The sequence below is a fragment of the Enterococcus sp. AZ163 genome, from assembly GCF_050498925.1.
GTDB classification, from domain to species: Bacteria; Bacillota; Bacilli; order Lactobacillales; family Enterococcaceae; genus Enterococcus_A; species Enterococcus_A ferrettii.
In genome coordinates, this window is sequence record NZ_JBIPAO010000001.1 from 1,356,294 (window position 1) to 1,377,261 (window position 20,968).

The 20,968-nt window shown below is 41.7% G+C and carries 18 protein-coding genes; 13 read left to right on the top strand and 5 right to left on the bottom strand.

Going from position 1 to position 20,968, the window contains the following annotated elements; translation table 11 throughout:
- Positions 1-94 precede the first annotated feature (94 nt).
- Both IGI46_RS06555 and IGI46_RS06560 read left to right on the top strand, forming a co-directional pair.
- Complete coding sequence (locus IGI46_RS06555) at positions 95-3,331, top strand: hypothetical protein (protein WP_429973145.1); 3,237 nt, start codon at positions 95-97, stop codon at positions 3,329-3,331.
- Between the two features lie 207 nt (positions 3,332-3,538).
- Positions 3,539-6,739 (top strand): hypothetical protein, encoded by a 3,201-nt coding sequence (locus tag IGI46_RS06560; RefSeq protein WP_429962540.1) that lies wholly within the window; start codon positions 3,539-3,541, stop codon positions 6,737-6,739.
- Between the two features lie 468 nt (positions 6,740-7,207).
- Here the strand turns inward: IGI46_RS06560 and IGI46_RS06565 are convergent, their stop codons facing one another.
- The 5 genes from IGI46_RS06565 to IGI46_RS06585 all read right to left on the bottom strand — a co-directional run bounded on the left by IGI46_RS06565 (position 7,208) and on the right by IGI46_RS06585 (position 9,976).
- Entirely contained in the window at positions 7,208-7,777 is a 570-nt protein-coding gene (locus IGI46_RS06565) for a DUF2922 family protein (RefSeq protein ID WP_429962541.1), read from the bottom strand.
- 58 nt (positions 7,778-7,835) lie between these two features.
- Positions 7,836-8,225, bottom strand: coding sequence for a hypothetical protein (locus tag IGI46_RS06570; RefSeq protein WP_429962542.1), 390 nt, complete (start codon positions 8,223-8,225; stop codon positions 7,836-7,838).
- A gap of 124 nt (positions 8,226-8,349) precedes the next feature.
- Positions 8,350-8,592 carry a DUF2922 domain-containing protein gene (locus IGI46_RS06575; protein ID WP_429962543.1) on the bottom strand — a complete coding sequence of 81 codons (243 nt, stop codon included), beginning with the start codon at positions 8,590-8,592 and terminating at the stop codon, positions 8,350-8,352.
- Positions 8,593-8,594: 2 nt separating this feature from the next.
- Entirely contained in the window at positions 8,595-8,810 is a 216-nt protein-coding gene (locus IGI46_RS06580) for a hypothetical protein (protein ID WP_429962544.1), read from the bottom strand.
- Positions 8,811-9,205: 395 nt separating this feature from the next.
- Complete coding sequence (locus tag IGI46_RS06585) at positions 9,206-9,976, bottom strand: hypothetical protein (protein WP_429962545.1); 771 nt, start codon at positions 9,974-9,976, stop codon at positions 9,206-9,208.
- Positions 9,977-10,708: 732 nt separating this feature from the next.
- Between IGI46_RS06585 and IGI46_RS06590 the strand changes: the two genes are divergently transcribed.
- From IGI46_RS06590 to IGI46_RS06640, 11 genes are all read left to right on the top strand, one after another.
- Positions 10,709-11,821: a tyrosine-type recombinase/integrase gene (locus IGI46_RS06590; RefSeq protein WP_429962546.1), complete on the top strand. Its 1,113-nt coding sequence runs from the start codon at positions 10,709-10,711 to the stop codon at positions 11,819-11,821.
- Between the two features lie 377 nt (positions 11,822-12,198).
- Positions 12,199-13,101: a hypothetical protein gene (locus IGI46_RS06595; protein WP_429962571.1), complete on the top strand. Its 903-nt coding sequence runs from the start codon at positions 12,199-12,201 to the stop codon at positions 13,099-13,101.
- A 17-nt stretch (positions 13,102-13,118) separates the two neighbouring features.
- The gene (locus IGI46_RS06600; protein ID WP_429962572.1) at positions 13,119-14,276 is read left to right on the top strand and encodes a hypothetical protein; all 1,158 of its coding nucleotides are present in this window, start codon (positions 13,119-13,121) and stop codon (positions 14,274-14,276) included.
- Positions 14,277-14,318: 42 nt separating this feature from the next.
- The gene (gene lepB / locus IGI46_RS06605) at positions 14,319-14,780 is read left to right on the top strand and encodes a signal peptidase I (protein WP_429964935.1); all 462 of its coding nucleotides are present in this window, start codon (positions 14,319-14,321) and stop codon (positions 14,778-14,780) included.
- Complete coding sequence (locus tag IGI46_RS06610; RefSeq protein WP_429962573.1) at positions 14,777-15,091, top strand: hypothetical protein; 315 nt, start codon at positions 14,777-14,779, stop codon at positions 15,089-15,091. Before lepB ends, IGI46_RS06610 begins: the two co-directional genes overlap by 4 nt.
- Entirely contained in the window at positions 15,081-16,175 is a 1,095-nt protein-coding gene (locus IGI46_RS06615) for a glucosaminidase domain-containing protein (RefSeq protein WP_429973146.1), read from the top strand. The genes IGI46_RS06610 and IGI46_RS06615 overlap by 11 nt, the downstream gene beginning before the upstream one ends.
- Before the next feature lie 13 nt (positions 16,176-16,188).
- Complete coding sequence (locus tag IGI46_RS06620; RefSeq protein WP_429962575.1) at positions 16,189-17,160, top strand: signal peptidase I; 972 nt, start codon at positions 16,189-16,191, stop codon at positions 17,158-17,160.
- A 62-nt stretch (positions 17,161-17,222) separates the two neighbouring features.
- Entirely contained in the window at positions 17,223-18,539 is a 1,317-nt protein-coding gene (locus IGI46_RS06625) for a hypothetical protein (protein ID WP_429962576.1), read from the top strand.
- A 99-nt stretch (positions 18,540-18,638) separates the two neighbouring features.
- Positions 18,639-19,346, top strand: coding sequence for an LPXTG cell wall anchor domain-containing protein (locus IGI46_RS06630; RefSeq protein WP_429973147.1), 708 nt, complete (start codon positions 18,639-18,641; stop codon positions 19,344-19,346).
- On the top strand, positions 19,343-20,227 hold the full coding sequence (locus IGI46_RS06635) for a BsaA family SipW-dependent biofilm matrix protein (protein WP_429962578.1): 885 nt from the start codon (positions 19,343-19,345) through the stop codon (positions 20,225-20,227). The genes IGI46_RS06630 and IGI46_RS06635 overlap by 4 nt, the downstream gene beginning before the upstream one ends.
- A 15-nt stretch (positions 20,228-20,242) precedes the next feature.
- Positions 20,243-20,878 carry a hypothetical protein gene (locus tag IGI46_RS06640; RefSeq protein WP_429962579.1) on the top strand — a complete coding sequence of 212 codons (636 nt, stop codon included), beginning with the start codon at positions 20,243-20,245 and terminating at the stop codon, positions 20,876-20,878.
- Positions 20,879-20,968: the final 90 nt, after the last annotated feature.

Consider the following 20,968-nt stretch of genomic DNA (forward strand, 5'->3'; position numbering starts at 1 on the left):
ACCCTGCACATCCCTCATTAAGTAAAGACTCAAGAGTTGACGGAGTGCTAAATAATGAGAAAAGAGGTAACGAGGAAAGAGGTAATAAGACAGGATGTTTAAACACCAGAATGTATCAAAAAAAAGAAGAATGCAGCAGTGTATTCTTGCTCTACTGGCAGGAGCTATAGTGATAATAATAGGCCTGTTTTTATACGCCAAACCAGCTCCACTGAATAAAGTTCAGGCCTCATCTGTGGTTTCTAATGGGGACTTTCGTTTAACTGCGGAGAATAGCTGGGACAACACAGCCAAGAGAAGCTATGTTGATTTGAAATGGGACAAAATCAACAACCTGACCCAGTCGGGGTATAAGCTTTATCAATCAGAGGACGGTTCCAGCTGGAGCACTCGATCGATGACTTACGGGAAAAGTATCAAGGTATTGAATGTTTACCCGGATATTGCTGGCTCTAATACCTTGAAGGGCTGGATGGACGGATTAAATTTGAAGGCAGAGGACGGAAGTAATCTCATTCAAGTAACCGCGGTGTCCATATCCGATTTTAATACCAATCCCGATACTTATTTAAAAGGGGGATCAGCTGATTACCAACAGGACGTTATTATGTTTGGTAGCTGGGACAGTAACAATGAGAAAGACATTTCTGAAGCAGCGGCTCAGGCAACGGTTAAATTCCTTGACTCCGGCCGAGGCGTATTATTTGGTCACGACACGGTTTACAAAGCGCCGTATGTCAATGCAAAACAGAATTGGTGGAAATACTTTCATGACCAGAAGGATTATTTAGGTATCGGTCACGAAAGCAAAACAGAATTCACTGATGGAAATGCGGGGTTAGTAAACAGCAAGTATTGGACTGGTTCACAAAAAGTAAAAATCATTAATGATGGTTATTTGATGAAGTATCCCTTTGAATTAGCTAATGAACTAGTTTTGAACATTCCTTATTCTCATAACATTGAATTTGCTAATAAGAACATAGGAACCACTTGGGCGGAGTTCATTGAACCGTCAGGAAATTTCCCAAATCCAATTTATGACGAAGGAGATTGGCGCGGCGGCTGGTACTTAAAAACCAACGATAGCGTCGCCATGATTCAAACCGGTCACAGTGGAGGCCAATCGACCCAAGATGAACGAAAAATTATCGCGAATGTCCTTTATAATCTGGCTCAGGTGTCTTCTGAAAGCAATGCGACAGATTATTCCGTTACCGATGATCAAGGTCCTGAGAAGCCGAAAACACACGTAAATGTTTACGACGGAAAGGATTTGACGTTTCAGATAGAGGCAGCCGATAAAGGCAAAGACTATCAATTTTATGTCGAGGCGGACACGAAGGATCAAGGAGTATTGAAATCAGATGTGGTGAAAGAAACAGTTGCCAGTAATGTCGCCGGGTATTTCTTTGAATTTTCTGATTCCCCCACCAGTACCTTAACAGCCAGAGTTGAAGGTCTAAAGGACGAATTCGGTCGGATTGATCCGGCCAAGTATGACCTATACGTAGCACCAGACACTAAGACAGTTGACTACAATACGGCTGGTAATAAAACGATTTCCGCTGAACATGCAGTCGGCAAATACTTACATGTGGTTGCGGTTGATCGGGCCAACAATATTGGTGAAATTGCTAGTCAAAAGGTTAAGGATACGCCTAAATTATTGGGATTTGAAATAGAACGTACAGCAGATGAAGCCAAAATTGTGGAGCTGTCCTTGAACGCTGCCAATATTGGCAACCGGATGAAATCCATTGAGATTCAAATTCCTAAAAATACCGAGATTAAGGATTATGCTGCACTACAGCTGCCAAGTGGCTGGTATTCCTTCAAAAACAGTGAGACCACGGACTATTATTCCTTTAGCTTTGCGATGGGCAGCAACAATAGTGTCGCGGTAATTGAAAAGTTCTTAACGGACCTGCGTTTTACCATAAAGGATCCAGTAAACGATCCCGGTAATATCACGATCTTTTTACATGAAAAGATCTACACCTCCTGGGTAGATGGCAATGGTGTGACCCACTATTATGTTTTTATGCCAGAGATGACAGCACCTGGGAAGAATTGGTTTGAAGCTTACAACAGTGCCAAAACCTTGAGGTATCGAGGACTAACTGGTTACCTGGCAACGATCACCTCAGCCGAGGAGCATGATTTTATTTTCAACAATATTGCCAAAGAGCCCGGATTGTTAGGTGGTACACGAGGCGTGTTAAAAAATGGCACTAAAATTAACGATGAAGCTATCATCCCTCAAAATGCAAGTGATTATGACATTGAACAGGACAACTGGTATTGGGCGAACGGACCGGAGGCCGGAGAAGTTTTCTACGTTGGTAAAACTAGAAATGGCGGGTACACTCCAGCCGGGGCTTACAGTCTATGGGGTACGCCTAGTGAACCGAATAATACATGGATCGAGGGAAGCCAAAAGGAATACATTCTTCAATTTGCCAAACGTGGCAGCAAAAATTGGAATGACCTACCCGGAACGCTAAGCTATCGCTCTATTTGGAATCATGGCTACTATGTCGAATTCTCTGAATATGGCGATCAAAAAGAAGGGGTGGAGGAAACCGACGTTGCCTGGAGCGCCGCGATCCCGCAGAAAATATCGCTTAAAGCCTACGAAGAACAAGGAGCAGCAATTCCCTACGGTGATCTTTTATACGATCAGCAGCTAAGGATTGAACAAACGATTACCGTTCAACCCAAAACGATCGACCTTTATGAATTCCTTGAAGTTCAGGATACAAGTAATACACCAAGATCGCTGACCTATCAGGTGCTTGCTTCCTACCAAGAAGGGAAGCTGATTTACACCTTCCGTGGGGCGAAGCTGCACGTACGACAGGTTATTTTAGAGGATCACTCAGAAATACCGGTACCTAAAGAAGGGTATTTGACGCTGAAAAATCGAAAGTACAACAATAATAATCCAGAGTTGGATGCCAGCTATCAGAACAATCGGATTATTTCCTCTGGTAGACAAGCAGACAATCCATCGTTTACTGATGTCATCTTCTCAACAAAGCATCAAAAGGATGAGAGAGATGAAACTGTATTGGATATAACTGTGCCAGCTTATTATCACTATGAGGGATACCATGTAACCACTCAGGAGCAAGACCCTAATGGTGCCAGTCACCAAGGAAATTCTAGCCTGACTCCTGGAATACCAGCAATGAGTCAAGCGAGCTTATCCACCGATCAGGAATTGTGGCTCACCCTTTATTTGCGACCCAGTAAAGGGGCAGACAGCAGCCCAGAATTATACAGCTGGGATTATGAAGTCAACAAATTCAATAAGATCAACCAGTAGTAAAAAATACGTAGACCTTATTAAAAAAAGCCCGTGTTTACAGCGAAAAGCGAGTGGGAAATAGTGAATGTTCTTTGCTTTCATTGGAGATGCGAACTTTTTATATAGTCAAGCCTGAAGAAAGCCGGAGAAACAGGATGCAGCAGTGTCCGGCTTTCCTCAGAGAGGCTTAAGTGAATGAGGACTGAGAAAAAAAGGGTGAATGAGATGTTTAGAAGGAGCAAACAAAGAATTCCAAAAGGTGTTTTAGGGTTATTGATAGGCACAATCCTAGCAGGAATAGGGCTGCTTTTCTATTTTGGAAAAGAGCCCATCCAAACGATTCAAGCCTCATCGGTGGTTTCGACTGGGGATTTTCGTTTAACGGCGAATAACAGCTGGGATAATTCAGCCAAAAGAAGCTATGTCGACATGAAGTGGGATAAAATTGCTAATCTGTCACAATCTGGTTATAAGCTTTATCAATCAGAGAATGGGTCAGACTGGGATATCCGCTCAACAACGTACGGAAAAAGTATTAAGGTATTGAATGTTTATCCTGATAATGCTGCATCAAATACGTTAAAAGGATGGATGGACGGACTGAATCTGAAAGGTACCGACGGCAGCAATTTGATTCAGGTGACACCTGTAGGGATTACAACGTTTAATGGTGCTGCAGACTCCTATTTGAAAAATAGCGCTGGAGAATACCAATACGATGTAATCATGTTCGGTAGCTGGGACAGTAACAACGGCAAAGATATTTCTGTGGCCGCTGCCGAGGCTACTACCCGATTTCTCAGCTCTGGCCGAGGTGTATTGTTCGGTCACGATACCGTTTATAGAACAAAAGCGAGAAACTTTTGGACCTACTTCCATGATAAAAAGGATTATTTAGGTGTCGGTCACGAAAGCGCTATGGAAAGATCAGACGGAATCGTTGATTCTAAGTATTGGACTGGCTCACAAAAGGTAAAGGTGATTAACGATGGTTACTTAATGAAGTATCCCTTCGAAATGGCAAATGGGCTTGTTTTGACGATTCCATATGCGCACAATATTGAACTAAGTAACAAAAATATTGGAACTACGTGGTCCGAATTTATTGAACCTTCCGGTGGGTACCCCAACCAACCCTATGATGCGGGGATTTGGCGCGGGGGGTGGTATTTGAAAACCAACGACAATGCGGCGATGATTCAAACCGGACACAGTGGGGGCCAATCGACACAGGATGAACGCAAAATTATTGCGAATGTCCTGTATAATTTAGCTCAAGTTTCCGTAGAAAGCAACGCCACGGCCTATTCAGTGATCGATGATCAAGGACCAGCTAAACCTAAGATTACAGCTAAAAGCAGCAACGGAAAGGATTTAAGTGTTCAGGTAAAGGCTGCCGACAAGGGGAAGGACTATCAATTCTATGTTGATGCGGACACGAAGGACCGTGGTGTCTTGAAGTCAGATATAGTAAAAGAAACGGTGACCAGTAACGTTGCCGGCTACTTCTTCGAGCTGTCTGATTCACCGAACAGTACCTTAACGGATCGAGTCAACGGATTAAAGGATGAGTTTGGTCGAATTGACCCTAGTAAGTATGACTTATACGTAGCACCAGATAGTAATGCGACTGACTATGACACTTCGGGCAATAAAAATGTTTCAGCAGACAATGTTACCGGCAAATACCTCCATGTAGTTGCTGTCGATCGCGCCAATAATATCGGTGAGATTGAAAGTCAACGAGTAATAGAGCTGACTAAATTGATGGACTTTGGATTAGAACGAACGGGAGACGAAGCAAAAATCGTAGATCTAACGATGGATGCTGCAACCATTGGGAATCGGATGAAATCAATCGAGGTCCAGATTCCTAAAAATTCCGAGATCAAGAATTTTAACTCGCTGCAGCTGCCTGGTGGCTGGTACTCCTTTGAAAACAGTGAAACCGATAGCTACTATTCCTTCAGTTTTGCGATGGAAGCCAATAATGATCCGGCAACGATTCAATCATTTTTGGAATCGCTGCGCTTTACCATCAAGAATAATGTCAATGATCCAGGACGGATAAACATTATTCTCCATGAGAAAATTTATACCTCGTGGGTGGACCCAAACGGAGTCAATCATTATTATGTGTTTATGCCAGAGATGTCCTTGCCAGGCAAGAACTGGTTCCAAGCTTATAATAGTGCCAAACAGCTAAGGTATAAGCAACTGACAGGTTATCTGACAACGATCACTTCTCTAGCCGAGCACGACTTTGTTTTTAATAATATTTCCAAAGAACCTGGATGGTTAGGCGGCACACGAGGAGTTGTCAAGACAGGAAGCCGCAAAATCAATGATGAATCCACTGTACCTCAGAATGTCTCCGATTATAATCTCACCTTAAAAGATTGGTATTGGGCGGACGGGCCAGAAGCAGGGCAAGTATTCTACAATGGAATAACCTATAGTGGTGGGAAAACACCTGCTGGAGCATACAGTGCGTTTAATTCTAAGGAGCCAAATAATTCTGGTGGAGTAGAGTTTACACTGCAATTTGCTCAAAATAACAGTAAATATTGGAATGACTTACCAGGTGATCTAGGATTTTGGGCGAGCAATCACGGATATTACGTCGAATTCTCTGAATACGGCAACCAAAAAGAAGGCATCGAAGAAACCGATGTAGGCTGGACCGCAGAAATGCCACAAAAAATCACCTTCCAGGCCTATGAAGAACGAGGGGCGCGTATCTCATATGGTGATTTGGTTTACGATCAACAATTACGCTTAGGAAAAGCCATTACTGCTGAACCGAAAAACATCGATTTGTACAAATTCGTGGAGCTGCGAGATATGACAGATGCTGAAAGAGACATGGATTATATCGTAGAACCTCAGCACCAAGAAGGAAAGATGATCTATACTTCTCGCGGAGCCAAACTGCATGCTCGGCAAGTGATCTTGGATGCGAATGCGGAGATTCCAGTACCTAAGGAAGGCTATTTGACAATTAAGAATCAGCGATTCAATAATAATAATCCAACCTTGGATACCGATTATCAAAACAATCGAATCCTTTCATCCGGCAAACAGGAGGATAATCCGAGCTTTACTGATGTAGTTTTTTCAACGGTACATCAAGAAGACGGACAGGATGCATCCTTACTTGAACTGACGGTACCAGCTTATTACCAATATGAAGGCTACCATTTAACGACTCAGCAGCAGGATCCAAATGGTGCAAGCCATCAAGCAAATAAAACAATAACACCAGGTATACCAGCAGTCAGTCGCGACAGCTTTTATACCGATCAGGAACAGTGGCTGACCATCTATGTACGTTCCACTAAAAGAGATAGCAAGACCCCAGAACTTTATAGTTGGGATTATGAACGAAATAAATTCGACAAAGTTCATACCATTCTACCATCGTAACAACGATTCAAACTAAGTAAAGAACCGGAAGTGTCTATATTCTATATATAGATGCTTTCGGTTTTTTGCAGCAGCATTAAAGGAGCAAATCTTTTCCTCTTTTATCTGTTCACGTTCTTAGTCGGATTCTTAGTGAGTTAAGTATAGGATATAAATAATCGGACACTGAAAAACGGGTGTCCTTTCTTAGTTCTGCAGCTATTATTCTATTTTCAAAGAACAAATTATTTATAGAAAGAGCAAAGCGACAACCTGCGAATGGGCCCAATTCGCAAGCGTCAAACTTTATTGCTTCGTCATGAATCATGATCATCCAGCAAGTGGTTCACGATTGCGAGAACCACACCGACAATAATCGGAGCTAGAATATACTGTACAAAAGGTTGCACATCCATCACCTCCCTTCAGTACAGGAGCATGATCCAGACGAAGGTTATCTACCTACGCTGGTAAATGATCAGATTAGTATCAAGAAGGGGCGTCAGGCGGATCTTTTCGCTGCTGACGCTCTTTTTCTTTGGCTTTCCTTCGCTTTCGGCGTCGTACCAATTCCTTAACGACATCGTAAGGACTGCCAGCAGGTGGAGAGAAAGTCTTTTCTTCCTCTAAAGTTGTTGTTCCTTCAATAGAAGGACAAATAGTTGTAGTATCTTCAATCGCTGTACCTTTCTCACTAGCTGAACGAAGTGCATCGTGCACCTCACTTCTGATGGGTGAAGCTAAGGATACTTCAGGAACTTTTGGTGCTTCCTGCCAAGTACAACGAAGTGCTGTCAGCTGCTCCGGTTTTTCTTCTGGAACAGACACCCCAGATAATTCATCCCCTTCAAAAATTGGTCTTTCGATAATTTCTACGTATTTGGCCTTCACTACTTCTTGGAATAGGCCAACGCCATCTTTTTCAAACAGATTTAAGCTGCTTAACAATTCCAATGATTCTTTGATTTCTTCCGGACTCTTTGTAGTATCCGGATCTTTAAAAGTAAAATTATGCTTCTTGCCTTCACTATTTAGGAAGGTGGAAACTAGTCTGATCATTTTGTGCCTCCTTTCATTTATTTATTCGCGTAGGTGAGACGTACAGTAAATATCATTTTCAGGTGGCTTCAGTGTCAGCTTCTGTATGAAATAGCTTAGCAATTTGTGACTTTATAAGAGACTTGGTTTTTTCAATAAACTTGCGAACAGGATTCAGTTTTAAATTCAGTATCCGCAACTCACTAGTTTCAAAATAATCCACGAAATACCAGAAGAACTGCTTCATGGTTTTCGTTGCTTTAGTATTCATAAATAAGTACCGAACTAAGTCTTGCAATACCAGAGCGAACTCCTTTGCACCAAGCTGATAGCGTACACGTAAAGCAATCAATAGTTTGATGGTCATGGTGCCATTCTGGGTTTCCTGATAGTATTCCATGAGTCTTTGCTCGATGGTTTCGAGTTTAAGGTTAAATAGTTGCTGGTGCGTAAAGGGTTGCTCTGCCATAATAAATTTCTCCTTTTTGTTTGATGATGAATAATAAGTAGTTAAACCGAATACCTAGGAAATTCAGTTTGCTTGATTAAGTAAGAGAAGCCCGGCACGTCTGCCGATGCTTCTCAATTGGTAATTATCGTGCCACAGGTTCTTCTTCAAAGATCGTTGTTTCAATTGTTTCGACATATTTTGCGCTAACAACCGTTTCAAATAAACGAATGCCATCCTTCTGAAACAAATTTAATTGAGCCAGTTCCCCTAATAGACCTTTGATCTGTGAGGGTGTTTTCGACGTATCTGGATTACTCAAGCTCCATGTCTGCGATTTTCCTGCCCCATTTCTAAAAATAGAAACTAATTTAACGACTCGATTCATACTTATTCAACCTCCTTTGTAATTCTTGATTGGACAGTCATGATCACACTATCCAATGAGCTGCCTTGCTGGGATAGCTCTGCCATGATCTCTCCTAATTTCACCACATCTTCTTCGGGTGGATTATCAATCACATTTGAAAAGTTCACTTTCTTCTGTTTGTCTTCCCCTGCTTGTTCGATTTGTAACTGTAATTTTGTGCCCAATTTCTGAATCATTTTTCAAATTCCTCCGTTTTCTGTTTTTGGTTTATTTGGTAGTGCTTGTTGTGTTTTCCGGCCGGTGACTAAACCATACTTGAATAACAAAAATTTGAAAACTGCACGATTAGCGTTCGGACTGCATGATTGGCTCTCTAGTTTTTTTGAAGAAGCTTGATTTAATAGCGATTCAATTTTTCTGAGTGGCGCAAAAGAGGGCTAATCGTGAGGTCAGAAAAACTTTTTGTTTCCAAAGAAACAACATAGACAATGCGAGGAAAAGCGGTATAATCCCTGATACTAACGTGCTTGTATTGATGGAAGACAAAAAGTAAGCAAGAAAAAAGTTGCTTCCGTCTCCCTAATGGGAATTAAAATAACGGAAACAACTTTTCTGTTTAGTTTAATAGGTGCTACTGATCGAATAATTCGAAGAAGGCTTTATGGTTCCAGCGATCCAAACCGCTCTGATAGCCAAACCGTAAAATCGTTTGCAGGGCGAGTTCTTTTTCGAACGCCTCCTTGAGCAGCCGAAGCGGCAGTGGGAATTTTTGCAGCCGCGGTCGTTGACTGAGCGAGCGTGCAAAAGGTGTGTCTGGCACGCCTAAGACAGACAAAGGCGAGATCGGACCGATCAACCCAGTGGAGAAATGGTCCCGTTCAACAGTGGCCAAAATCAATAAGGCAATTTCGGCATAATTTCGAATGGTTTGACTTGTTAAACAGACCTTGATAGTCGGTCCATTACATAAATGGATCCATGTAAAAGGTCCCTCTTCTTTCAATTCCACAATCTCAAAAGGGTTGATCCAAACCGTATGATTTGGTTTTCCCAAAGGAAACAAGACGGAAGTGAAGCTGACCATAGGCATCCGATAGTGACCAAAACAGTTCAAGCGTCTCAATACCCGAGTCAATGCAGGATAGTCTAGAAAATTATGGGCTCTTTCATAGGTCTTAAGCGTAGTAAAGGTTTGTTTCGGGTAGTAATAACTTTTCCCTTGGTAAAAGACCACGCTCTCATTTCGTTCTGGAATAGGCAATACTAAAGAGAGGGTTTGGTTTTCTTGTGGTACATAAGGTTCCGTTTGACGTAACAGCCCTTGCCAAGCATCGGAATTCTTCTCACAATCTAATAATGGGTTGGCCCCAACAAGTTCCTCAGGGGAAGTCTTTTTTTGCATAGTCTTTACTCCTATTTCTTTCTAAATTTTTATTCGTTTAGTGAATCGTTTCAATTTCAGAGAGTTTACTTGAATGGTTGTGTTTCAAAACAAAAAGTGGTTGCCAGAATCGCTGGTCGCTTTGAAGCGTGTCGTTACTCGTGCGCACGAGAAGATTCGGAAGGAAGAGTGGCTCCTTCAAAGCGAGCGATCAGCCAAACAAGTTGTTCACTGACCTCAAAAATTACTGACAAATTTACTAATAGCTATATGGGAATAGTTATTAGTAAATAAAATAATACATGAATTTCAATGCCTTGTGTGACCATAACGCAATAATTTTTCTTCCTGAAAACACCTGTGAAACAAACAATTTAATTTAATGGAATAAAAAAATAATTTTTCGAGTATAATACTTAGCGTAACAATAATTTAATTCAATAGAATTGGGAATAATGCTAGGAATGATTATGGAAATAGATGTTAGTTGTTGCTAAATTAATGTCTTAGTCTTAAGAAGACCAGGATTTTTTTGAGGAAAGTAGTCTTTTTTAAACGATAGATTAATTTAATTATAGAATACGATGGATAAATGTGCAATATGTTTCAAAAAAATAATTGAAATGGTAATTTTTCGGCTGTTTTCCAGAGGAAATGAGGAAAAATGACTATAGATCACGATAAAAGACGTAAAATTGATGGGTGTTCCAGAGACCGTCAAAAGCACCGTCGAAAACAAAGGAGTGTACAAACATGCGCAGAGGCGAAAATATCTATTGGCGCAAAGATCAACGATGGGAAGGCAGATATCCGAAAGGAAAAAAAGCGAATGGTACGACGAAATACGGATCAGTATACGGAAAAACCCTCACAGAAGTTCGTGAAAAGCTGTATCCTTTGAAGGTGAAATACCAAATTATTTTAAAAAATCAAGGACAGGTAACGATGTCGGTGTATGAATGGGGGCATCAGTGGCTGGCCGAATCACAAGAAACCATTAAAGAGTCCACCTATGCCAACTACGAATATAAACTGACCCATTATGTATTGTCGGTTTTGGGGGATTGTGCACTGAATGAACTAAACGAAGCAAGCGGCGAAAAATTGTTGGAATCCTTGAAACAGCAACAATTAAGACCCGCAACAATTCAAGCAATTTTCCGTATTATCAAGCAGTGTATCAATGCAGCCATTCGTAAAAAGCTGTTGAAAGAAAATCCGTTTACCCGGATTTCGCTGCCTAAGTTAGTGAAAAACAACCATCAGGTACTCACTAAAAGAGAACAAAAACGCTTAGAAATGACAGCACTAGCCGAGAAAAATGGGAAAGGATTGCCGACACTGTTAGCCCTTCATGCGGGATTACGGATTGGAGAAATTGCGGCATTATCTTGGAAAGATATTGATTTTGACAACAAAGTCATCCGTGTACAAGGTACTTTTCAGCGGATCTTTGGGGTATTTGACGGAAAGAAAACCCAATTGCTTCACAGCAGTTCAAAGACGATCTCTTCGACCCGCTCCATTCCTATGAGTCAGACAATAAGAAAGGCATTGTTACAGCAGAAGACGGAGACTAACAGCGAATTCGTCGTTTCCAGAAAGCACCAGCCCATGGAACCACGCTTAATCACCTATCATTTCCATAAAATTCGTGAGAAAGTCCAGCTTGTTGGGACCAATTTCCATCAACTGCGCCATACTTTTGCGACACGCTGTTTGGAAAGCCAAGGGGATATTGTCAGTGTGAGTGCCTTAATGGGGCATAGCTCTACTCAAATGACCCTAGATACTTATGCCGCATCAATGATGGAGCAGCGTATTCAAGTCGTCAAACAAATGGAAAAGTTTATTATAAACAAATAAAACGTTTTCAAAATGATAATTGGGAATTTAAGGAAGAACCCTTACTGCTTTTACCTAGTAAGCGCTTACCAAAATAACTTATGTTTTTCTATTTATTGAAAAGACCATAATTAGCCATTATTTATTTTGATAATAATCATTCTTAGGTGATGTTATTGAAAAAAAGAAAATGAAGGAGTCGTTTTCAATTGAGTCCGCCGTCAACTACCGTCGAAAGACGGTTTTTTGTTGTTCTGATAGCCTTTTCGCTGGTTCTCCTGGTCTTCTTAAGACTACGAAAGAAGAGCTGCTTTTTTTTGCTCTCTAAAAGTATAGATGAAACAAAGTAAATTATCAAAAAACATTATTTAGGGGTCAGTGGATAGAGGAGGAAGCGTATGTTTGGTTTCGGAAAACAGAAGAAGGATACCTATCAGGAAACAGCTCAAGATGATTATTTTTACGATGACTATGATGAAGGCTATGAGGATGATTATGGGTATGAGGCTTATCCTGAAGAAGAATATGAACGGCCAGTAGAAAATTATCGGGAGCATGACCGTGTAGACCGTCGCTCACGTAGGAGATCGGAGCCCTCTACGGATGAGCGTTATGACAGCCGCTATGAGGGAGAGTCTGAACTACCCACTGCTTCAAACTTAGAGAATGATCGGCCTATCCACCAGAATCCGCCGTTACAACAAGAGGTTGAACGACTGGAAGAAACGGTGGCTCAGTTGAAGCATCAGCTGGAAGTCAAGCAATCCGAAATGAGCTCTATGGCCACGACGTTATCAGAAAAAGATCAAATGCTTCAAGAGTATCAATCCGAGATGAAGCAGGCAAAAGAAGAAAAGCAACAAGAGTTAATGACTTTAGAAAACGAAAAAAATCGTGAAATTAACGAATTATCGAAACAAATAGAACAACTGAAGACTGACTTGAAAGATAGTCAAACGAATCAAACAGAAGCGCTGATCCAAGCACGACGGCAAGTCGAAGAACTGAAACAAACGCAAAAAGAAAATGAAGAGATGAAAGCGGAATTGGCTACGATCTTGATTGAGACCAAAAAACAAGAACGAGCAATTTTAGAACGGGCAGAGTATGAAGCCAAAGGAATTCGTGGTCAAGCGGAGCAGGAAGCGCATCAAGTCATCCATGATGCTTCGTTGGAACTGAGAGTTATGAAGCAGGAAATCAAAAATTACCGCAAACGTCTGCGCTCAGTACAAGAAGAAACCACCCAATTTTTCGTCCGCTTGTTAGCTAACAGCGATGCATTATTGGAAGACGAATAGAAGAGGGGAGCTTTTCGATGAAGCAATCGCAGAATCAACTCACCCTTTTTCCGACACCTGCTCCAATTATGCAAGAGGAGCTGATCGAGCAACAGCTATTAGAAGAAATCGAAAGAGCCTGCGAGTATTTGTATGCCCCACACGGCACGTTGAATGACGACCAACGACAAAAGATTTACCAGCACTTTGAGCAATTATTTCGATTAATGAATAGCAGCTACCATGTTGAATTGTTACTAATGCCAGGTACCTTGAATTGGAAAGCCTTTTGGCAAGCCCTGCATCAGTTTTTCCCACAGTTTGCTTGGTTGAAGGCTCAGACTGAAGAACCAAAATATGGTCGACAAGTTTATCGCTTTGATTTTATTCCATTGGTTTTCAGGGAAGAGGGATTTCCTTTTGCGATTCATTTGGAGGACAGCTTGAACCAGCAGTTTACAACAGCGTTCGAAAACACATTGGAGAGAGCAGAGCAGATGCTATTGGAATTGGCAGAGCAGCACTTTTCGGAAGGGATTGTTCAAGAAGAGAAAAAAACTGAAGACTCACTTTTGATAAAACAAAAAAACGAACAGCCTCAAGAATCTGTACTACCTACAGATCGAGTCCAGAAAGAGAATGTACGACAAGAAAGTCAAAGTAAAGCTCGGCTTCGGGCTGTGAATCAAAAGTTGGAATTGGTGATTGAAAAACTTGAACTTTCGATGCTTTACAGTGGCATCCAATACTTTGATCAAAAGAGTACGGAAGAAAGTGACTGGGACAAGCGAATCAAGATCAGTTTGCGCGAGTACACTTACTTGCTTCAGAAGGCCCGCTTTCTAGAGCAAATGTGGCATTTGAACGGAGAGCTAGTAAATAAATCCGAAAAGATGACAGTTACTGGCAATAAATTGGTTTACGAACGGGATCAAGTGAAACAGATCAAGGCCAATCTTTCAGCGAAAGACATTCACTTTGTGTTGTACGAGTGCCAAGTGATTGAATCTCGTGCAAAGGTTCACGCGCAACCTTGGTTTAGAAAGCCTTTCGTGAAGCTGATGAAGATGGATTACGACAACTTGTTAAGCAAGGCTGCCTATTTTGATCTGCTACAAGGAGAAAATTCATTGATGGAACGAATGGTTCGGGAGCAACAGGACGCGCCAGTCAAAGAAGCCCAGGAGGTTGGTTGAGGTCGGAGATTTCAGTGGTCGGTGTTTTCGAAACTGGCAGGACTGTTTGTTATTTGTTATCTCCTCTTTCTTGGTAGCTTCCGTATGTACTACTGGCTGTATCCAAAATACTTTGTCAGTGGGGAATCCATGAATCCTACCTTTTGGGAACAAGAAGTTGTGCAAGTCAAGGCCCATCACAAACCGGAGCGTTTTGATGTAGTCGTGTTGCACCCACCCGATGCATCAACTGAGTTGTATTTGAAGCGAGTGATCGGTTTGCCAGGGGAACGGATTGATTATCAAAAAGGTCAACTATTTGTCGATGGAAAGTTTGTAGCAGATCAGTTCGCATCGACAACAGAAGATTTTGATTGGAACAACTCTAGCGATCAGGCGATTCCAAACGGTTATTACTTTGTTTTAGGGGATAATCGAATAATTTCAAAGGATAGTCGCATTTTTGGTCTGGTTTCAGAAAAACAAATTTTAGGCATCGTCCAAGAGGGGAACATTAATAAATGAAGACACTGCAGGAAAAAATTGAATGGTACACCTTTTGGTACTGGGTTTACTGGCTCTTCTCTTTGGTGGTGTTACTAGGAGTCGTTGTATTAGGAATCTTTTTTTACTTCACCGATTTTCAGGATGTTGTGACGGTCAGTCAATTATTTCTTCTATTATTATTGATGCTTCTGGCTTTTTATTTACGAATATCGGCTTTTTATTATCACAATGTCCTTTTAAAGCTGAAGCAAGCTGCTGCTCGACCAAGAAGACCAAGAGAACATCCACAACCACGACCGCAGGAAAGGCGGAAACAAGGTGAAGGGTAAAGTTTTGTTGGGGTGTTTCATCCTTGGACTCTGTCTAGTCACAAGTGATCAGACCCAAGTGCGACAAACGGTATCGGCTGAAATGACGGAGTCCATTTCGGATCAATCAGAAGCAATACCAAAGATAGAAAGCAACTCGACAACTGTTAGTGAAGCACTTGAAGAGTCACCTGGAGCTTACGAAACTTTTTCTTCTATAGAAGAAAGCAGTAGCGTATTCAGAGAATTTACTGCCCCAACAACGACAGTAAGCGAGATGACGAAAGGAACAGAAGTCCAGACAACAGAATCCATTGTTTCCCCATCAAATATGTCAGAAACAGTTACTAAAGTTCAAACAACGTTGCCAGCCGCAAGAGTCGAAGAAAATTATCAGTTTTCAGTAGTGAAGAATCAAACAACGGAAGAGTTTATCCAAACTGTTGGTAAAGATGCACAGAAGATTGCTTGGGATGAAGGGCTCTATGCTTCAGTGATGATTGCTCAAGCTATCTTAGAAACAGGCTCAGGCAATAGCCAACTCGCTCGGCCACCCCATCATAATTTGTTTGGTATCAAAGGGAGTTATCAAGGGAAAAACGTGTCATTTAATACCCAAGAAGACAAGGGAAATGGACAGATGTATACGATTCAATCGGCTTTTCGACAGTATCCCAGCTACAAAGAATCCTTAGAAGATTATGCGGCTTTACTGAAAAAAGGAATTTCGGGAAATGCAAGTTTCTACCAAGCAACCTGGAGAGAAAACGCAAAAAATTATCAAGTGGCAACTAAAGCGCTCACAGGAAAGTATGCGACAGATACAACCTATGATAAAAAGTTAAATGCATTGATTGAAACCTATCATTTAACTTCGTATGATGCAGAACCAGATGTAGAAGAAATAAGTACGACAGCAGAAATGTTTAGTGAGAGTGTGGAAGCATCTGTAACTCAAACAGAAAAAGAAAATGAACCAAATGAATCAAGTATAACGGAGGAACCAAAGATTTTGACAAGCGAGACCAAGCAATCCGTGGTAATTCTTCCACCAATTGCTCAGCGACCAGCAAAAGGGGTGGCAGGCAATCGAACGGCACAATGAAAGAAGGGGAGATATGTCGAGACAACGAGGGTATCGAGAACGGGACTATGAGTATGAAGAACAATCACCTTACAGTGGTGAACGTCCCCCTTCTAATCGACGACCACCGCAAAGGATTGACTATGAAGAAGAGTATTCGGATCGTGAAAGATCTTATCCGAGACGATCAGAGGAACGCTATTATGGAGAATCGGATAGAAGAATAAATGGACAGCGAGGAAATCCTCGAGGTAGATATTCAGAAAACTATCCGTCCAATCGGTTGGCACCACGAAACTCGCGGCCAGTTTATGACACGTATGATCGTGAGCGGATGTCTCCCCCTAGAGGGGCGAGACCACAACGGAAAATGACTCCTCCACAATCAGCGCAACCGTTGCAAAATGCAAAGAAATCGACTAACCGGAAAATCTTTTTGTTTCTCTACAATTTGTTTTTCTATACGTTAACGATTGGCATCTTGCTTAGTTCCTTGATGTTTGCCTTTAGTGAGAAGTCTGATGCGGCGATCTTTGGCTATCGTTTCTACCAAGTTTTGACCAATTCGATGGCGCCACAGCCAGATTCACCTTCAAGAGGCTTCTATGCGGGAGATATTGTATTGGTAAAGATGGCGGATGGCAGTCAGGTCAAGGAAGGCGATATTGTCACATTCCAAGTAGGTGAGGGAGATCGCTATCTGACCCATAGAATGGTAGAGCGGTTAGACGAACTAAACGGAGAAAAGGGCGACTACATTGTCACCAAAGGGGACGCCAACAACAGTAAAGACCCACCGATTTCTGCGGATAGAATCTATGGAAAAGTGGCCTTTGTAATTCCCAAGATGGGCAGTGTCCTGAACTTTGTGCAGGAAAATCTGTGGCTATGTTTAGTGTGTGTGGTATCAACATTTAGCTTCTTCCTGGTTCTTAAAGCGTATTTTCTACAACCAGAACCAGTGAGACGGCCAATGAAACAAACGAAGTATCCAAGAGGGGTATAACTGCTTGTTCATACAAGTATTTATATAAAAAGTAAAAAAAGGATGTATAGGAGGAAAAAGAAATGAAAAAGAATAACAAGAAGAAAAAGCTGATGGCTGCAGCAGCAGCTTTAGCGTTAATCGCAGCCATCTCGGGGACGTTTGCCTGGATCACTGCGCAGGACCAACGGATTAACCGGGCTGAATCTGCCGCAGTAAGCGACAACAGCGTAACGGTGAAGGAAACGTGGGAACCAAAACCATTGGTACCAGGAACCGAAGCAACGAAAGAGGTTGCTGTATCGAACACCGGTACAGCCAGCGTATTTGTTCGGGTGTCTTACGAAGAAGTGTTGAAGCGTTTGGATAAATTGGGTGCTGAAAAGTATGATGCAAGTTCAGTTACAGGGGCAAAATACACCTATGTAGCCAATGACTCAGGTTTGAACAAACATATGCCGATCAACTTCAATGGGGATCAGACCTACAAAGATGGCTTTGTTCAAGTGCCAGCTGGACAAATTACTGGCTTGGCAACACCAGCAGATGACAATGCAAAATTATTAGTTAAAGGTGGAAAAACTGTTGACCCAGTTACTGGTGTTGAAAAAATCAGTTATGAAGCAAAAATGATGCATGAATACTTCACTCATGCGGATAATACTGGAAAGAATCCTGGCGATGCTGGCTACGATGCAAGTAAAAACAAATACCAATCGATGACTTTCAATATCGCTGTTACTAATGAAAATAGCAAACTGGATGCCAAAGACTGGAACTTTGCATTGACCAGTGTGAAATATGGCTACTATGAAAATGGGTACAAGAATACAACTGTCAACTGGGCAAAATCATCTCTACCAGATGAAGACGGTGCAGCAACTGGCCGTGCGTTGATCGGAACAGACGGTGTTCGTTACAGTGTTGACTATGACTATACCTTTGCTGGATTAGGCTATGCAGCTGCTACAGACCTGCCGGCAGTTACACCTGCAACAGTTGCAGACCAAATTCCAACAGCAACTAGTAAAAAAGGCGTTCAAGCAGATACAAATGGTTTAGGCAAGAGTGAAATCCGTATCGGCTACAGTGCAGATGTTACAGACATCGCTACTCTAGGTAGTGACAAGTGGGTATACAACAAAGATGACGGTTGGTTCTACTACACTGTTCCAGTAAAATCTGGTGAAACAACTAAGAACCTATTAGAAAAATTAGTCTTTGAAAGTGGGATGGGAACAGAATATACGAATGCTTCTTACGATTTAGTTGTAAAAATGGAAGCTGTCCAAGCCAATGCTGATGCATTAATTGACACAGCGGGCTGGCACTTGGGTGGCGGTTCAACACCAACAGGCGATACTCTAGCAATTGTGACCAAACTTAAAGCAGGCATTTAATTCATGAACACCATGAAAAGAAGGGAGAGGTGACAGGGGTTGAGAAAACTTAGGATTTTATTTAGCAGTATCCTGTGTTTCTGTTTCTTCTTTTGCGGCATGCCCACCGTGCAAGCGGCAAAAGCACTTCCCCCCGGCATGGTGATCGGCGATTCTGATGGGATGTATGCCACCTCTGAAGGAGAATACTACATTGATTTAGTGGGTATTCTCCCCGGAGATGTTTTTGAAAAAGAAATAACGATTCGCAGTTTGGATCTTGAGGCTCCGTTTTCTTTAGGAATGCTAGTAGAAGAAATTGATTCCAGTGGTTCGGTTGATTGGAAGAATCATATCATGATGACATTGGCTCTTGATGGTAAAGAAATTTACCACGGTCCTTTGTTAGGAGATGCCAGCCGAGACTGGAGTAAAACTCCTCTAGAGTTGGGGGTCTGCACCTATGGTACGGATAAAATTATGCATGCGACTTTTACCATCGATTCTAGTTTAACGAATGAGGACTTAAACGCACAAAGTACCTTGAATTTTTCTTGGAATTTTGTGGGAACCAAAGATCAACCAACGGAGCCCACAAAGCCGACTGAACCGACGAAACCAACCGAGCCTTCAACAGAGCCAACTATACCAAGTACTTCAACTAGCAGTTCAGGCACATTGCCAGCGACCGGTCAGGGAACACCGACCGCACACAAGCTGTTGCCGCAAACCGGTGAAGAATTGGTTTATCTATTCTTGACCGGATTATTGTTGGTATTGATTGTCTTGTTCTTATGGAAAAAACGCCAAGAGGAGGAGCAGGAATGAACCAAAAGGAAAAACGAAAACATTTGTTTCAGACCTTTGTCCGCAGTAAGGGCCTGTTCGCCTGCTTTTCTCTGGTGTTAAGTCTGTTATTAATAGTAGGCAGTACTTATGCGTGGATTACTTCCGCAGATGAACGGGTCAATCGGACGGATGCCAATCAACGAAAGTTGTCGGCAATGGTGGAAGAAGACTTTACTCAAGTTTTTCACTGGTCCCCTGGAACAACGAAAAAGAAAGAAATACGAGTGAAAAATGATGGTGAAGTACCAGCGATTGTTCGACTTTCCTTGCATGAGTTTTTTGTTAGTTTTGAAACGAATGTGGCAGATAATCATCGGGAAAATCCAACTGTTGAAGTGGGAAACGGTAATTTGATTGTTTATCCAGCTACCAGTGTTTTACCGAATAATACGATCAAGGTTAAGGATACAGCTACGTGGAAAGTCAATAACTACTATAGTGTTTATGCAAATAAGTATTACAAGGCAAACCAAGTGATCTGCAATTCATTAGATGATCATTCCTTGGCTTACATCTATAACGACACTAATCGAACTACACCATTAAAAGCCATGGAGTTGAATTTCCAAACAACCAAGCTGTTTGACCAAACTAAGAAACCGACTTCCGGAGATACAAGTTATTGGTATTACGAAAAAGGATATTTCTACTATTCAGAGATTCTGCAACCAAACGAAAGTACCGAGGATTTGTTGAAAAGCGTTCGATTGAATCCGACCTATGCTAACCAATATAAAGGCGCTTTGTACAAGCTGGTCCCTTTGATGGATGCCCATGATATAACGAAAAGTCTAGTCTCTGATTGGGGAATTAATTCCACAGACTTTGCCTATGACATGTACCAAAATAAGCTGCACTAATCAAGGAGGCAAGAGATGAGAAATCGAAAGAAAAATATACGACTCATTTATGTAGGATTCGCACTAGCTCTTATCCTTCTGTTGATTGGTGGCGGATATTTTGTCTATGCGGTAATGACAGCACAGGATCAAAAAGCTAATGATTTTCAAGTTGGGCAAGTTGAGACGAAGCTATTGGAAGATTTTACTGGCATCACTGAAATAGAGACAGGTAAAGATGTTAAGAAGGAAGTCCTAATTGAAAACACTGGGACAATCAAACAGTTTATTCGGGTGATGGTTTTGCCTGAAGTTCGAGCGCCGATAGTCGGGGATACCAATAAACAAGTGTTGCCCTTAGTAATTGGCAAAGACCTTCTTTTAGAGAACATGGCAACAACCGATTGGAAAGATGGTGGCGATGGCTATTACTACTATGTCAAAGAAGCTGTTGAACCTAAAAAAAAGACCAGCAAACTGTTCGAATCCATAAAACTATCAGATAGTTTAGCGAAACAGTACGACAAAACTACTTTCTCTATTTATCTAAAGGTAGAAACAGTCAACTGTGCAGAATTTGCTTATCGGGATGCTTGGTGGCAAGGAAGTACACCAACCAATCAATCGTTGAAAGCAATTGATGATGCCTTAAAGAAGAAGGTAGAAAACTAAACATAAGGGCATAGGAACCTATGTCCTTTCTAAATAAATCAACACTCATGAGGTGAGTGTTTTACGATTAAAGCATTGATTTGATGAGTA